This window comes from Ruegeria sp. D1(2025), assembly GCF_056536425.1.
Map to the genome: position 1 here is coordinate 17,929 of NZ_JBQFPO010000020.1, position 15,544 is coordinate 33,472.

The following is a 15,544-nucleotide window of genomic DNA, read 5'->3' on the forward strand; positions in this document are numbered from 1 at the left end:
GAGGCGCGTCTGACCGCGCCTCGTTCCCGCTCGAATGGAGCCAGCTTATTTCCAGCCGACCTCATTAAAGATCTTCTGCGCATCCGGAATGTTCTTGGCAACTTCGGACAGGTTGACACTGTCAGCCTTGAACTCACCCAGGGCAGCGACCGGCTCAGCCAGAGCAACACCTTCAACAGCCGGGAATTCGTCATTACCGGACGAGAAGTACTCCTGAGCCTGTTCGCTGGCAAGATATTCAAGAAACTTGATTGCGTTTTCTTTGTTCGGGGCATGTGCCGCAACGCCCGCGCCGGAAAGGTTCATATGTGCGCCTTCGGCGTCCTGAGCGGGGAATTGCACGCCGATCATGTCAATCTGGTCGCTCAGGCCCTTCACGTCCTTACGCAAGGCTCGTGCGAAATAATAGGAATTGGACACCGCGATTTCGCATTCACCCGAAACGATGCCGCGGAGTTGGTCCGTGTCACCACCCTGTGGGTCACGCGCCATGTTGGCAACGACACCTTCGGCCCATTTTTTTGCTTCTTCCGCGCCGTGGTTGGTAATGATCGAGGCCAGCAGGGTTTGGTTGTAGGTATTGCTGGACGAACGAATGCAGACTTGACCTTTGAATTCGGGTTTGGCCAGGTCCAGGTAAGTAGCCGGCGGGTTGGCGACGCCTTCCTTGTCAAAGAAGATGATGCGTGCGCGCTGCGAAAATCCATACCATTGATTGTCTTCGTCCTGAAGATTTGCCGGAATACGGTCTTCCAGAACTTCGCTGTCCACGGTCTGCAGAATGCCTGCGTTCTTGGCGCGCGCAAGGCGTGATGTGTCAACTGTCAGCAGGATATCGGCCGGAGAATTTGCGCCTTCGGCTTCCATCCGAGCGATCAGTTCGTCTGCCTTGCCTTCGATGCGATTGATGGTGATCCCGGTGGCATCTTCAAAATCGGTGTAAAGACGCTCATCCGTGTCGTAGTGGCGCGAAGAATAAAGGTTCAGCTCGCCGTCAGCGGTGGCGGAGGTTGCAATCAGGGCCGTCAGAGCGGCAGCAACGCATGTAGAGGATTTCAGCATCATATTTCCCAACGATTGAAGTTGTAGCGGATCGTTATCCGACTGAATTGGTCAATTATACGATTCTCAGGAGGATGCAAGGAAATCTGACAAATTTACTCGGTCAAAATGGCGCAGCTTGTATCTTCGCACTCTTCATGACCATTCGAGCCGCTGGCTGTGAATAGATCAGTGCTTGGTCGTCACGAATGATCTATTCGTGGTCCAGAACCTCAACAGAGAGAATGGTGGGCAAATGTCGGGCCACTTCGTTCCAGGTGTCCCCTTCATCACCGGTCGCAAAAACAGACCCGCTGTTTGTCCCAAAATAAACCCCTGCGGGGTCTCGGCTGTCTCCGGCCATAGCCTGACGCAGTACCGTAAAATAGCAGCTTTCCTGCGGCAGCCCGTGCCGTTGATCTTGCCATGTCGCGCCGCCGTCAGTGGATTTCCAAACCGCTGCTGCTGCATGGGGTGGATAGCGGCCGATGCTGTCGCCGTTCAGGGGTAAAGTCCAGATCGTGCCGGGATCTCGCGGATGAACGTGAATCGGAAACCCGAAAGTCGATGGAAGGCCCTCGGTAATATCCTCCCAACTGCGCCCCCCGTCGGCCGAGCGCCAGACCCCGTGGTGATTCTGTTGGTACAACAAGTCCGTGGTCTTCGGGGCCCTCACCATGTTGTGCACGCAATGGCCTGTCTCACCATCTCTTGGGGCCGCGGGATGATTGTGGTGATCACAGCTTTCCGCGTTGGACAGGCGGTTGCGCCGTTCCCAATTCCTGCCCCCGTCTTCTGACGCAAAGACCCCCGCCGCTGAGATGCCGACCCAGAGTTTTTGGCTTTCACCCGGGTCCGTCAGGATTGTGTGCAATACCAAACCGGCGCCCCCTGGATTCCAGTCCGGCGCTGAAGGATGGTTGGTAAGGCCTTCGACACTCTCCTACGTCCGCCCGTTGTCATGGCTGGTCAGCAAACGCGCTGGTTTTGCGCCTGCATACAACGTGCCGTGCCCGTAGCTCAGCGACCAGATTTGTGAAAATGCGTCGGTGAAAGGCATAGGTTCACCGGTCCAGCCGACCATCTTGGCGAAATCAGGGTCATTGCTGGCCCATTCGTCCCTCTGACCGGTGGTAAGCCTTGTCACTTCCCAAGTTTCTCCACCGTCTTCAGACCGCCAGATGCCCGCACCGTGCCAATCGCTGCCGCCACCCGCCCAAAGCAAGCCCGTTTCTGCGTCGCCGATCACATGGTTTATCGGCCAGCCATCGCAATGCGGGCCTGAAACTTTCCAATTCGACCTGTCATGGTCGCTGGTGATGATGAATGTGCCTTTGGTCGTTCCGACCAGTATGTCGACGCCTTGTCCTCTCATGGAATTCGCGCTCCGATCAAATGAGGCAAGCGTACCATGTTGCGCGGACTAATGCAGACAACAAAAAAACCGCGCTCAACGGCGCGGCTTCTTTTAGCGGTTCAATGCAGTTCTTAGCCCTGACGAGCTTTGAACTTGCGCTGCGTCTTGTTGATCACGTAGACGCGGCCTTTGCGACGCACAACACGGCAGTCACGGTGCCGGTTCTTGAGCGAGCGGAGCGAGTTCTTGACCTTCATGGTCTGTCTCCAATCTGCGGCGCCTTCATCAGAGACGTGGCCAGCGCCTGGGTTAGCGGGTGCCCCGGGTCAGACCCGAAGCAGTGAAAACGATGGTGGGCGGTACAAGGATCGAACTTGTGACCCCTTCGATGTCAACGAAGTGCTCTACCGCTGAGCTAACCGCCCACTTACCTTTGCGAGATGTGCCCCATAACGAAATGGGGCGCGGAACCCCGCGCCGGTAGCGGGGTCTATAAAAGGAGTCGCAAAGGGGTTCAAGGGGTTTGGAAGAACTATTTTCCGGTCTATGTTGAGAGCGAACAAGGAGTCACCATGTCGAACGCAGCCTATATACTGGAATTGCCCGTCAAGCGTACGTCATGCGTGGTGTTTTCCTCTCCACACAGCGGGCGCGTCTACCCCGAGTCTCTGCTCAAGAAGACAGTGTTAAGCCCAAGCGTGATTCGATCCTCGGAGGATGCTTTTGTCGATCAGCTGTTTGCCCCGTCATCCGAATTTGGTGCGCCGCTTATATCGGCTGCAATGCCGCGCGCATACCTGGATCTGAATCGCAGTGCTGATGAACTGGATCCGGCCCTGATCGAAGGCGCGCGCAGACATGGTCACAACCCGCGTGTTGCGTCCGGGTTGGGTGTGATTCCGCGCGTCGTTGCCAACGGTCGGGCCATCTATCGCGGGAAACTGACGATGGACGAAGCGCGCCTGCGGATCGACACATGCTGGCGCCCGTATCACGCACGCCTGAAGTCCCTTTTGTCAGAATCGCACGAGGCATTTGGGCAGGCTATTTTGATCGATTGCCATTCGATGCCACATGAAGCCGTCGCCATGGCCAGCAATGCACAGTCCAAACGGCCGGAAATTGTTCTGGGCGATCGGTTTGGGGCATCAGCGACTGGTGAGGTCGTCGATCGAATCGAAGCGGCCTTTGCATCGGCCGGGTTGAATGTAGCACGCAATGCCCCGTTTGCCGGTGCTTACGTGACCCAGACCTATGGTCGCCCGGTACGCCATCAGCATGCGGTTCAAATTGAAATCGACCGGTCGCTGTATATGAACGAAGACACCATTGAACCCAGCGACAATTTCGATGAATTCCGCACCATACTGCGCGATGTGATCTCAGAGATTGCCTGCATCGGCGCCGAGCCGGCTCGTCTGGCTGCCGAATAGCCCTAGCGCAACGCGCGCCCTTTCACGATCGCCTCAGATCCAAAACGTCGTCGGATTTCATCTGTGGCCCGCTCTGCCTGTGACCGTTTTGCCGCACCCGGGTCCAGCAGGTCGCCCGAAATATCGGCCTGGTGTTCGGGGCACAGATCCGACAATCCGCAACCAAGCAGGCGGTATGGCCCCTGATCTCCGACCTGATCAAAAAGCCCACGCGCCGTTCGATAGATGCGGTCGGCGATCTGAGTCGCGTCGCGCAGGGAAACGCGCCGTGTTATGATCTTGTGATTGGCCTTCTTGAGTTTCAGTGTAACGACCCGTCCCGCCATCCCCTTGGCCTTGGCCCTGTCGGCCACTTTCTCGGACATACGCCACAAATGCCCGTCCAGAATGTCGATACTGGCCGAATCCTCGAAGAAAGTCGTTTCATTGCTGATTGATTTCATCGGCTCATTGCCGGAAACGCGGCGCTTGTCCTGCCCGCGCGCCAGGTGCCACAAACGATAACCCATCGACCCGAACCGTGCGGTCAAAGCCTCCTGATCCCAACGCAACAAATCGGCAAAGCTGCGAATGCCAGCCCGATCCAGAGAGTCCTGGGCCGCAGGGCCAATGCCCCAGATCAGCCGTACAGGCTTGTTGTGCAGGAATTCCGCTGTCTCGGCCTTGCCGATCACTGAAAATCCGCGCGGCTTATCAAGGTCGGATGCAACCTTGGCCAGAAACTTGTTGTGACTCAGTCCGATTGACCCGGTCAGGCCCAGCTCATCTTTCATGCGCTTGACCAACCGCGCCAACATCACCGCTGGTGGGGCGCCGTGCAGGCGATAGGTTCCAGACAGGTCCATAAAGGCTTCATCCAGCGACAATGGCTCCACAACCGGGGTCAGTTCATCCATCATCGACCGGATCTGACGTGACACGTCCGCATAAACCGACATGCGCGGTTTGATGACCACCGCGTCGGGGCACAGCTGCAATGCCTTGAACATCGGCATGGCCGATCGCACGCCCCGAATGCGTGCCACATAGCAGGCGGTGGACACGACCCCGCGTTTGCCGCCGCCAATGATAACCGGCTTATCTGCGAGTTCGGGATTGTCCCTTTTTTCGACCGAGGCATAGAAGGCATCGCAGTCCATGTGCGCGATGTTCAGCTCAAATAGCTCCGGGTGCGATTTGACGCGCGGGCTGCCGCAGGACGGGCACCTGCTTCCGGCTTCCATTTGTGTAAGGCAGTCCTGACAGAGAGCAGGCATTTCAGTCACTTCCTCGCCCGGCGCGGGCTTGGTTCACCCGAGCAATCCGCTAGATTCTAACGTGGTTCAGAACAAAGCAAAAGCGGCACATGGTTTTCGACACGGCAAAAGGCGGTGCTGTTTTCTGAACCAGAATCGGTGGTGATTCACCGAAACGACTTACGGAGTATTCCTTAACCGTTCTGCAAAGATCTTCGCAGCGTCGGCGCGAAGGCCATGATGTTCTTGCGGATTGCGCCATAGGCGAGATTTTTGAAGTGGTTGCGCATCCGGTAAACGCCGCTGATTGCGGGACCTCTTGTCGGGCGTCGCGCAGTGATGGGAGGCCTGGATTTTGCCAAAGAAGCCCCCCCGCACTTGCGCGGGGGGAGGTAACGGACCTCAGGAAGAAATGGCCCGTTGGGGAGTATACCCCTACAGAATCGCCCAAAACTTACAATTACGACAGAGCTGAGACCTTGCGTTGTGAACTTGTGTTTTTCATGTGTGTTTTCAGGCACAGGGACGATTTGGCGCGGCTGTCACCAAAATTGACCTAAGGTCAAGGCGTTGCGAGCCGATTTGGCTGTATCGGCTACGTCAATCATCCATGCCAGATTAGGTTCTGGTCAAAGAATTTAGCTCTGCCAAAACGGCCTCGGCTGCTGCTTTTGGGTCGTCAGCTTGATAAATCGGACGGCCAACCACGATATGATCGGCCCCGTCGCCGATGGCGCTGGCTGGTGTGGCCACGCGTTTCTGGTCGCCCAAAGCGGCCCCTGCAGGGCGGACACCAGGTGTGACTATCAGCCGACCTTCGGCCTGGGGCAGGGCGCGGATCAAGGCTGCTTCCTGCGGACTTGCAATGACCCCGTCGGCCCCGGCTTCCAGCGCGCGCGCGGCACGTTCAACGACCAGTTCCTGCACTGTTCCGTCTTTCAGCAAGCTGGCATCCAGATCGTCGCGGTTGAGCGAAGTCAGGATCGTTACCGCCAAAATCCTGAGGTCTTTGCCTGCCGCCCCTTCTTTGGCCGCACGAACCACGTGCGGATCGCCATGCACGGTCAGGAAATCCAGATCGAATTGCGCCAACCCGCGTACTGCGTTTTCCACCGTGTTGCCGATGTCGAACAGCTTCATGTCCAGAAAGATGCGTTTGCCGTGGTCCTGCTTCAGCTCATTGGCCAGGGCCAATCCGCCACCGGTCAGCATTCCCAACCCGATCTTGTAGAACGAAACGCTGTCGCCCAGCCGCTCGGCCATGGCCAACCCTTGCAGGGCATTCGGAACATCAAGGGCAACGATCAGGCGGTCATCGGACATGGGCAGGCTCCTATTTGGCAAACGTCTGCGTCCTAACGGGTTCGGTACGCTCTGTCCATGCATGATAACCGGGTGATGCAGATCACTTAGCGGATTCAACTCTGTGCTATGATCCTGCCAATTCGTGATAATGAATAGGGAACCGCGATATGAAGAAACTGATTTTGCTTGGGGCGGCCCTGGCGCTTTTCGCGTGTGATGAGGCGCCGCGCGTCAATACACCTGACACAGGCGCTGCCCCGGCCCCGACCAATGATGATCTGCTGCTGGTGCGTGGATATCGATCAGAGGATGACTGGTGCCAGCTCACAGGCGAGACCGAATTTACCGTCGAATTTCTGGATCATACCGCCGATCTGGTGTCGTGCCCGACGGGCAGCGATGCGGCGCAATCGCTTTTGGACATGTACGAAGCCAGGCAAATGGCTGAGACCGGCGGCTACACGGTTTACTCAATACCGCGGGGATAAGGCCGAATATTGAAACCTGGCCCCTTGAAGCCGTGAAGACATTTCCCAAATTGAATGTGAGGCCCAGACCGAAGCGTGCCGCCAAGCGGGCGCATCACATTCAGGGCGCTTGAGAAAAGGAGAATAATATGGACTTGAATAAGTTCACCGAGCGGGCACGGGGATTCGTGCAGGCCGCGCAGACCATTGCGCTGCGCGAAGGGCATCAGAGGTTGGAGCCCACACATATACTCAAAGCATTGATGGATGATGATCAGGGGCTGGCAAGCAATCTGATCACGCGCGCGGGCGGCGCGCCAGGCCGTGTGGTCGAGGCGCTGGACACCGCAATGGGCAAGATTCCAAAAGTCAGCGGCGACGCGAGCCAGATTTACATGGACGGCCAGACAGCCAAGGTGTTGGCCGAGGCCGAGAAGCTCGCCACCAAAGCAGGCGACAGTTTTGTGCCGGTCGAACGCGTGTTGATGGCGCTGTGCATGGTGAAATCCAAGGCCAAAGAGGCATTGGAAGCCGGGGCCGTATCCGCCCAGAAGCTTAACGAAGCGATAAACGATATCCGTAAGGGTCGTACCGCTGACACCGCGTCGGCGGAAGAGGGCTATGACGCGCTCAAGAAATACGCCCGCGACCTGACCGAGGCCGCTGCCGAAGGCAAGATCGACCCGATCATCGGGCGGGATGAGGAAATCCGCCGCTCGATGCAGGTTCTGTCGCGCCGCACCAAGAACAACCCGGTTCTGATCGGGGAGCCTGGTGTCGGTAAGACCGCGATAGCCGAGGGTATGGCCTTGCGCATCATCAACGGTGACGTGCCGGAATCGCTGAAGGACAAGAAGCTGCTGGCGCTCGATATGGGTGCGCTGATCGCCGGTGCGAAGTATCGGGGCGAGTTCGAAGAACGCCTCAAGGCCGTTTTGACCGAGGTGACCGAGGCCGCTGGTGAGATCATCCTGTTCATCGATGAGATGCACACGCTGGTCGGTGCGGGTAAATCCGAAGGCGCGATGGATGCCGCCAACCTGATCAAGCCCGCGCTTGCCCGGGGTGAGTTGCATTGTATCGGTGCGACCACGCTGGACGAATACCGCAAGTACGTCGAAAAAGACGCGGCCCTTGCGCGCCGGTTTCAGCCTGTGATGGTGCAGGAGCCGTCGGTCGAGGACACGATCAGCATTCTGCGCGGCATCAAGGAGAAATACGAGCTGCACCATGGCGTGCGCATCTCGGACTCGGCGCTGGTCTCGGCGGCGACTTTGTCGCATCGCTATATCACCGACCGCTTCCTGCCCGATAAGGCCATCGACCTTGTCGATGAGGCGGCGTCGCGTCTGCGGATGGAGGTGGATTCCAAGCCCGAGGAGCTCGATCAGCTGGATCGCCAGATTCTGCAGATGCAGATCGAGGAAGAGGCGCTGAAGCTTGAGGATGATGCGGCCTCCAAGGATCGTCTGGAAACCTTGCAAAAGGACCTGGCCGACCTGCAGGAGAAATCCGCTGAGATGACCGCCCAGTGGCAGGCAGAACGCGACAAGCTGGCAGGCGCGCGGGATCTGAAAGAACAACTCGACAAAGCGCGGGCTGACTTGGAGATCGCCAAGCGCGAAGGCAACCTCGCCAAAGCGGGTGAGCTGTCTTACGGCGTCATCCCCGAGCTTGAAAAGAAGTTGACCGAGGCCGAGAACGCCGAAAGCAGCGAGATGATGGCCGAGGAAACGGTGCGCCCAGAACAGATCGCTTCGGTGGTCGAGCGCTGGACCGGTATCCCGACCTCGAAAATGCTGGAGGGCGAGCGTGAGAAGCTGCTGCGGATGGAAGATGATCTGCATTCCCGCGTGATCGGTCAGGATGCGGCGGTCACTGCCGTGGCCAACGCCGTTCGCCGGGCCCGTGCCGGTTTGAATGACGAAGGCCGCCCACTGGGCTCGTTCCTGTTCCTCGGCCCGACCGGTGTGGGTAAGACCGAACTGACCAAGGCCGTGGCGAACTTCCTGTTCGACGATGACAACGCGATGGTGCGCATCGACATGTCCGAGTTCATGGAGAAACACGCGGTCGCCCGTCTGATCGGTGCCCCTCCGGGCTATGTCGGTTATGACGAAGGTGGTGTGCTGACCGAAGCCGTGCGGCGCAGGCCTTATCAGGTCGTGCTGTTCGATGAAGTCGAAAAAGCGCACCCGGATGTCTTCAACGTGTTGTTGCAGGTTCTGGACGATGGCGTCCTGACCGATGGTCAGGGCCGCACGGTAGACTTCAAGCAGACGCTGATTATCCTGACGTCGAACCTTGGGTCGCAGGCCCTGAGCCAGTTGCCCGAGGGCGCGGACAGCGCGCAGGCGCGGCGTGACGTGATGGATGCAGTCCGGGCGCATTTCCGACCCGAGTTCCTGAACCGTCTGGATGAGACCATCATCTTCGACCGCCTCAAGCGGGCCGATATGGATGGCATCGTCGATATCCAGATGGCGCGCCTGCAAAAACGTCTGGCTGCCCGCAAGATCGAGCTGGCTTTGGACGATGGTGCGAAGGAATGGCTGGCGAACGAAGGCTACGATCCGGTCTTCGGTGCGCGCCCGCTCAAGCGCGTGATCCAACGTGCACTGCAGAACCCGCTCGCCGAAGCCCTGCTGGCTGGTGAGATCAAGGATGGCGAGACTGTTCCGGTGACGGCAGGGGCCGATGGCCTGATCATCGGTGACCGGCTGGGAACGTCGGAACGGCCCCGCCCGGATGATGCCGTGGTGCACTGATCTGACATTTGAACTGATAAATAACCGCCATATTGGCGGTTATTTGTCTTTTTGACTAAAAGTCTGGTAAACCGCGTATCGCTCACTCACGGCAATCACGCAGGGCAATCTCGGATAACCAGCATGCAACAGACAGAAATCCATGGCCCCGGCGGGGAGCCATCCAAGTTTCGCGGAGATATTGAAGGTCTTCGCGGCGTTGCTGTTCTGGCTGTATTGATTGATCATCTCGGCCTCGATCTTCTTCCTTACGGATTCCTGGGTGTCGATGTCTTTTTCGTGATTTCCGGATTTGTCATCGCCCGATCCGTCATCGATTGGGATTGGACGAAGTTCTGGCCCAATGCTTCTCATTTCTTTGCGCGCCGCTTCAAGCGGCTGGCGCCGGCTTTGTTTGTGTGTCTTCTGCTGTCCTCACTAGTGGGTTCGTTCTTTATTCAGGACATGGAGGACAACACAAAAACCGCATTTTGGGCGTCTGTCGGGCTTTCAAATTTTTTCTTTTATAATCAGCAGTTTGACTATTTCGGCAGGTTGCTGGATCTCAACCTGTTCACACACACCTGGTCCCTTGGTGTTGAAGAACAATTCTACATACTCTTTCCACTTGCTGCGTGGTTGTCGCTGTCAGCAGCTTTGCCGCGCAGGGTGAACCTGATATCAATCACGGTATTGGCGGTGTTTTGCTTGGCGTCGCTTGGTGCGTACATGATGTATGCAAAGACGGATCCGGTGGGCACCTTTTACATGATCTACTTCCGGGCCTGGGAACTGGGACTGGGTGTGGCCATTGCCGTGCTGATCAGACATTGGCGACCGCAGCGTTTTAACTCTCTGATCGTTCCGGTTTGTCTGGGGCTGTTGCTGATCTTGTTTGCCTTACAGGTCGACTTGAATCGCAACTTTGCAACGGTCATTGCCGTTGTCTTGTCGGCGACCTTGTTGCTGTTCCCCGTCCGGACCGGAACCTTCTCGAAGGCGCTTTCGAATACGCCGCTTCGCTGGGTCGGTAAGATCTCATACTCGCTGTACCTGTGGCATTGGCCAGTTGCCGTTCTGGCCAAATGGACGATCGGGCTTACCGCGATCACTGCACCGTTTTTTGTTCTCGTGATGTTTGGGGCCGCTACGCTGTCCTACCGGTTTGTCGAGAATCCTCTGCGCCATTCCAAGTGGACCGCAGCCAGAATGCCGGGTTACCTGGTTGGGTCCTCCGCGCTGGTCACAACGTTGATTGCCATTTGGGTCTTGTCAGAAGATGTGAGCCGGAACCTGTACTCCGGCGTGTCTCCGGCGCTTGCTCAACGAGGTCCGGCGACCCTCGAGGCGCCGTTGAAAGCAAATGATGGTTCTGTCTGGCAGGGAAGGCCTTGTATTATCAGAGACGCAACCGAGGTCGGGAGGTCCATTCCAATTGAAGGCTGCGTCTTCGGTTCTTGGGAAACGGCTGAAAAGCGCATACTGGTAGTCGGAAACTCGTTCTCAGTCGCCTTTGGCGGTGCATTTCGAGAGATTTCGGAAACCGAAGACTGGGCGGTTCTGTTAACCTCCAGTTGGGGCGCACAGCCAGTGCCTGAGCTTGGTTACAATGGACCATGGAAAGAAGCCAATCAACACTATTGGGAAGACGCAGTGCCTGAATTGGTGCGTGAACTTCGTGCCGGGGATGTGGTTCTGATGCTTAGCGATCTTGGCGGGCTTTCGTACGGCTCAGGCGGGAAGGATGACGTGGTTCTGCAGCGTTACTTGGAAGGTATTCAGCGGTTTGCCCGTGAATTGAATGAACAAGATATCTCGCTCGCAATTGTTGGTCCTTTGCCTCTTGTCCGCGAGGCTCGGTGCACACCCGAGGTGGCAGTTGCCCAGTGGTTTGCGCCCAATGGCGGTCCATGCCACTACCTGACGCGCGAGCAAACTCTCAAACGGGTTGGCGGGGTCCGCACCGAACTGTCAACGCTTGAGGAAAACGAAACTGCGATCTTTGTGGACCTGTTCGACTTTTATTGCCCAGGGCCGGTTTGTAACTACTTTGGTGAGGATGGGATCGTACTCTACCGAGATGAACATTCCCATTCGTCTCTGGAAGCCGCAACCAGTTCTGCCAGCTTGATGGTGAAGAAGTTAAAAGAGAATAGGCACTGACGTTTAAGTAATTGTTTATCAGGCTATTCAAACAATCTTGTCTGAAATTCTGATCGGGTTTGGGCGGCGATCAAATTGCTCCGGCTGTCGCAATTGAGTTCAAACAAGCCATACCACGAGCTGATATTTATCCTAGTGGTTCTCAGGCGCGGGCAAGGTCTGGCCGATAGTGTAGCACTTTTCCAGCAGAGCCTTTCGCCGGGATTCCGACCCGGTCGATCCGTGAAGAATAACAAGCTTGCGTGGTGAAAACCCAAAATACCCAAAGGTACCCTGCATCCAGCTTGTTTCCAGTGCCTGAACATACCCGGCGCTTTCCATTTCGTCGGATCGGGCCCCTGCCGGTACCAACAGTACTCCGGTGCGAGGCCTCTGGAGCGATTTCTCTGGATCATTCAACTGGTCATACGCCCACCCCCAGGTCCATACGCGATCAACCCAGCCTTTCATCATGGACGGCATTCCCCACCAAAACAGGGGAAAAGCCAGACAGATTGTGTCGGCGCGCGCAATTCGCGACTGCTCGGCAACAACGTCTGACGGCGCGTCGGAGGCCAGATTTCCTTCTACATCGGCCATGGACCAGCGCGGATCAAAACCTTCTGCATGCAGGTCGCCAAGCTCGGTGGTGTGACCGGCCGCTGTCGCACCTTCCATAAAACTCCGCGCCGCAGCGACGGTGAATGAGTTGGGGTCTGGATGATCAAGAATTGTCAGGACATGCACATGCGAATCCTTCTATAGCTATCCGGTCTTCGAATGCACCCTGATTGCTCAAGGTAGGTTTAGGTCAAGACAAAACATGTTTGGTTCAGGCGGCTTCAATCGATTGGCTGCTTAGGTCTCGCTGAAGTAATTGCCCAAGCAGCAAGGGCTCACCATCGCGGCGAGCCCTTTATTAATCGTCCCGGTGTCGTCAGATCAGTGCAAAAATTCTTGCGGGCCCTCCTGTCCCGCCTGCATGTTTTGGCGCGCCTATGACGAGGGTCGCACCCGAAGCAGGTACCAGATCAAGCCCGGCAAGGCATTCAATTCCGAAACGTCCGGAAGGAAGCCAGGCGTAATGAGTTGCAAAGTCCGCCGACATCCCGTGGTCCAACGACAAAGTGTCTACCGCAATCGAGCGTGCGCCGGTCTCCTCCATCAGCATCTGCGCGGCTTCAACGTGAAAGCCTGGGTAATGCTGGGCCTCGCCATCAAAATTGCGGAACTCATCGGTGGCTGTCTTGCCTGCCCAACCTGAATGCATTGCCACGCAGGCTCCGTCTGGAATGTCGCCGTTGGCTGCAATCCACGCTTTCAGATCGTCCGGGGTAAGCAGCGTGTCGGCATCTTCGGCGGCCCGTGCTGCGATGTCGACCACGCAGAGCGGGGCAACAAGATCCGTCACCGGTATTTCATCAACAGACAGGCCATCCGCGGAAAAATGCAGTGGGGCGTCGATATGCGTGCCGGTATGCTCGTTGATTGTAAGATTGAAAAGGTTAAATCCGTGTTCCCCAAAATTGAAAACCTGATCACCGGCAAAACCGGGGTCACCTCCCCAGGTTGGGAAATCGGCACTTAGTGTATGGGTCATATCTTCGACCTTGCCATGCCCTAGGGCCAGAGCGGCAGGCGCGGTCGCGCCCGTTGCGGCAATCGCCGCGCCAGAGGCTGCCGCGGCCTTGAAGAATCCCCGTCTTGACAGCATGCGGTCCTTGACCGCGTTAACTACGCAGATGTCGCACATTAGTCCTCTCCCTTTCAGGCTGTCATTTCCATAGGCGACAATTTCGCATCTGACAGCATGATACAGACTGCGCGCTCGGCATTTGCTTTGTAAAGAGAAGGCTTTTCAACGGGCCGATCAAATTGCGCCCAGATGAAAGCGTTGTGGATCTTGGCCGCCCATCCACCCTGTAACACGGGTAACAGCTGCGTCAGCTTGCGAGAATGTCATCAGATTGGAGCGTATATAGCGGTGACAATGTGGTATGAGCGGGCGATCCCGAGCCCGGGAAATACGGATTATGGAGACCCAAATGGCGTATCGCTGGAGAAACACACTGACACATGCAGACGTCACCCCGAAGTCGGCGTTTCTGAACCGGCGGCAGGTCATGGCCGGTCTGGCCGGTGTTGGATTGACAGCGATGGCAAAGCCTTCGGCTGCACAGAATACGCTTGAGCCGAACACGTGGGAAGAGATCACATCATACAACAACTACTATGAGTTCGGCACGGGCAAGGATGACCCGGCAAAGTATGCCGCTTCGCTGAAAACCGAACCATGGAGCGTGAAGATAGATGGTCTGGTTGATCGCCCCGGCGAATACGACTTCAAGGAGATCATGTCAGAAATGACGGTAGAGGAGCGTATCTACCGTTTCCGTTGCGTCGAAGCGTGGTCAATGGTTATCCCCTGGAACGGGTTCGAGCTGGCTGATCTGCTGGCCATGGCAGGGGTTCAGGAGGGCGCCAAATACGTGGCATTCGAAACCGCCTATCGCCCCGACGAAATGCCGGGGGTGCAATACCCGATCCTGGAGTGGCCCTATCGCGAAGGGTTGCGTCTGGATGAAGCCATGCATCCGTTGACGATCATGGCGACCGGCATCTATGGCAAGCCGATCCCGAACCAGAATGGCGCACCCCTGCGTCTGGTGGTTCCGTGGAAATACGGCTTCAAATCCATCAAGTCGATTGTCCGGATAACGCTTACAGACACGCAGCCACCAACCAGCTGGAACATGTCGAACCCGCGTGAGTATGGATTCTATAGTAACGTTAATCCGAATGTGGATCACCCGCGCTGGTCGCAGGCCGCTGAGCGCCGCATCGGAGGCGGGCTTTTTGCAAAACGCGAGCCCACGCTGATGTTCAATGGTTATGAAACAGAGGTTGTCGGTCTTTACGAAGGCATGGATCTGGCGAAAAACTACTGAGACCATGCAGTTTTTGAATCAACACCTGCGACGAATACCGGTCTGGCTGGTCTATCTGGTCGGTTTCCTGCCGGCACCCTGGTTGTTTTATCAGGGATTGACCGGAGGTCTTGGCGTGGAGCCTATTGAAGCCCTGGAGCACGAATATGGCGAAATGGCTCTTCAGTTGTTGATTTTCGGACTGGCGATCACACCGCTGCGAAAGCATCTGGGCCTGAACTTGATGAGGTTCCGCAGGGCAGTCGGTGTTCTGACATTCGGATATGTCAGTTTTCACTTGCTGGTCTGGCTTGTTCTGGACGTACAGGTGCCGGGTCAAATCTGGGCGGATATACTCAAGCGCCCTTATATTACTGTCGGGATGGCTGGCTTCTTGTTTTTACTGCCGCTCGCGCTGACCTCGAACAATTGGTCAGTCCGGCATTTGGGTCCGGTTTGGCGCAAGCTGCACCGTCTTGTCTATCCGGCGGCAATTCTGGGCGGGCTACACTATGTGATGTTGGCAAAGGGATTTCAGATCGAGCCGCTGGTTTATCTGGGCTTGATCGTTGGTCTTCTGGCTTTGCGCCTTCCGATGACCGAAGCCTTGATGCGGTTCAGGACGGCAGACTCTGCCTGACCAAGGGCGAGTCTGTGGGCAAGCTTGTGGATAAATGTCTTGCTGTCTGGATTTAGTGCGTTTCCATGCCGTCGTCTGTAGTTTTTCGAGCGTAGAATCGACTTAATAATATGTTTTTAAATGAAAAAATTTGTTGCTCAAACTTTTTTCGATTTCTTCTGTTTTTTCGCTTGCGGCTGATAGGTGTTATGCTTAGAACCCCCTTCACCGGCGCTGCTGAGGCGGTGCTGACGGGTCGGGGAGACGGCCT

12 protein-coding genes, 1 tRNA gene and 1 pseudogene are annotated in these 15,544 nt (G+C 56.6%); 6 read left to right on the forward strand and 8 right to left on the reverse strand.

The genetic code is table 11. The features are described 5' to 3' along the window. Positions 1–45 precede the first annotated feature (45 nt). The 4 genes and pseudogenes from ACR1XU_RS22460 to ACR1XU_RS22475 all read right to left on the reverse strand — a co-directional run bounded on the left by ACR1XU_RS22460 (position 46) and on the right by ACR1XU_RS22475 (position 2,823). On the reverse strand, positions 46–1,062 hold the full coding sequence (locus tag ACR1XU_RS22460; protein ID WP_170611010.1) for a Fe(3+) ABC transporter substrate-binding protein: 1,017 nt from the start codon (positions 1,060–1,062) through the stop codon (positions 46–48). A gap of 193 nt (positions 1,063–1,255) precedes the next feature. After that, a pseudogene (locus ACR1XU_RS22465) lies at positions 1,256–2,416 on the reverse strand (sialidase family protein). A gap of 113 nt (positions 2,417–2,529) precedes the next feature. Next, positions 2,530–2,655 carry a type B 50S ribosomal protein L36 gene (gene ykgO, locus ACR1XU_RS22470; RefSeq protein WP_005648635.1) on the reverse strand — a complete coding sequence of 42 codons (126 nt, stop codon included), beginning with the start codon at positions 2,653–2,655 and terminating at the stop codon, positions 2,530–2,532. Positions 2,656–2,748: 93 nt separating this feature from the next. Continuing rightward, positions 2,749–2,823, reverse strand: a tRNA-Val gene (locus ACR1XU_RS22475). Between the two features lie 147 nt (positions 2,824–2,970). Between ACR1XU_RS22475 and ACR1XU_RS22480 the strand changes: the two genes are divergently transcribed. After that, a complete protein-coding gene (locus ACR1XU_RS22480) occupies positions 2,971–3,831 on the forward strand; it encodes an N-formylglutamate amidohydrolase (protein WP_480908966.1) in 861 nt (286 codons plus the stop codon). Between the two features lie 2 nt (positions 3,832–3,833). Here ACR1XU_RS22480 and ACR1XU_RS22485 read toward each other — a convergent pair whose 3' ends face one another. Both ACR1XU_RS22485 and pyrF read right to left on the reverse strand, forming a co-directional pair. Continuing rightward, positions 3,834–5,087 (reverse strand): DNA polymerase IV, encoded by a 1,254-nt coding sequence (locus ACR1XU_RS22485; RefSeq protein WP_480908967.1) that lies wholly within the window; start codon positions 5,085–5,087, stop codon positions 3,834–3,836. Between the two features lie 597 nt (positions 5,088–5,684). Continuing rightward, positions 5,685–6,389: an orotidine-5'-phosphate decarboxylase gene (gene pyrF / locus ACR1XU_RS22490; RefSeq protein ID WP_170610999.1), complete on the reverse strand. Its 705-nt coding sequence runs from the start codon at positions 6,387–6,389 to the stop codon at positions 5,685–5,687. Between the two features lie 149 nt (positions 6,390–6,538). Here pyrF and ACR1XU_RS22495 point away from each other — a divergent pair, with 149 nt between their 5' ends. From ACR1XU_RS22495 to ACR1XU_RS22505, 3 genes are all read left to right on the forward strand, one after another. After that, positions 6,539–6,859, forward strand: coding sequence for a hypothetical protein (locus tag ACR1XU_RS22495; RefSeq protein WP_170681460.1), 321 nt, complete (start codon positions 6,539–6,541; stop codon positions 6,857–6,859). A gap of 128 nt (positions 6,860–6,987) precedes the next feature. Continuing rightward, complete coding sequence (clpB, locus tag ACR1XU_RS22500) at positions 6,988–9,606, forward strand: ATP-dependent chaperone ClpB (RefSeq protein WP_480813495.1); 2,619 nt, start codon at positions 6,988–6,990, stop codon at positions 9,604–9,606. Between the two features lie 123 nt (positions 9,607–9,729). Further along, complete coding sequence (locus tag ACR1XU_RS22505; protein WP_480813496.1) at positions 9,730–11,748, forward strand: acyltransferase family protein; 2,019 nt, start codon at positions 9,730–9,732, stop codon at positions 11,746–11,748. A 132-nt stretch (positions 11,749–11,880) separates the two neighbouring features. On the opposite strand, the gene ACR1XU_RS22510 is transcribed toward ACR1XU_RS22505, so the two are convergent. Continuing rightward, positions 11,881–12,474 carry an NAD(P)H-dependent oxidoreductase gene (locus tag ACR1XU_RS22510; RefSeq protein ID WP_480908968.1) on the reverse strand — a complete coding sequence of 198 codons (594 nt, stop codon included), beginning with the start codon at positions 12,472–12,474 and terminating at the stop codon, positions 11,881–11,883. A gap of 190 nt (positions 12,475–12,664) precedes the next feature. Then, positions 12,665–13,480: a cyclase family protein gene (locus ACR1XU_RS22515; RefSeq protein ID WP_170610985.1), complete on the reverse strand. Its 816-nt coding sequence runs from the start codon at positions 13,478–13,480 to the stop codon at positions 12,665–12,667. 292 nt (positions 13,481–13,772) lie between these two features. Here ACR1XU_RS22515 and msrP point away from each other — a divergent pair, with 292 nt between their 5' ends. Together msrP and msrQ are read left to right on the forward strand one after the other, a co-directional pair. Continuing rightward, on the forward strand, positions 13,773–14,675 hold the full coding sequence (gene msrP / locus ACR1XU_RS22520) for a protein-methionine-sulfoxide reductase catalytic subunit MsrP (protein WP_480908969.1): 903 nt from the start codon (positions 13,773–13,775) through the stop codon (positions 14,673–14,675). Positions 14,676–14,679: 4 nt separating this feature from the next. Continuing rightward, on the forward strand, positions 14,680–15,294 hold the full coding sequence (gene msrQ / locus ACR1XU_RS22525; protein WP_480908970.1) for a protein-methionine-sulfoxide reductase heme-binding subunit MsrQ: 615 nt from the start codon (positions 14,680–14,682) through the stop codon (positions 15,292–15,294). Positions 15,295–15,544 lie beyond the last annotated feature (250 nt).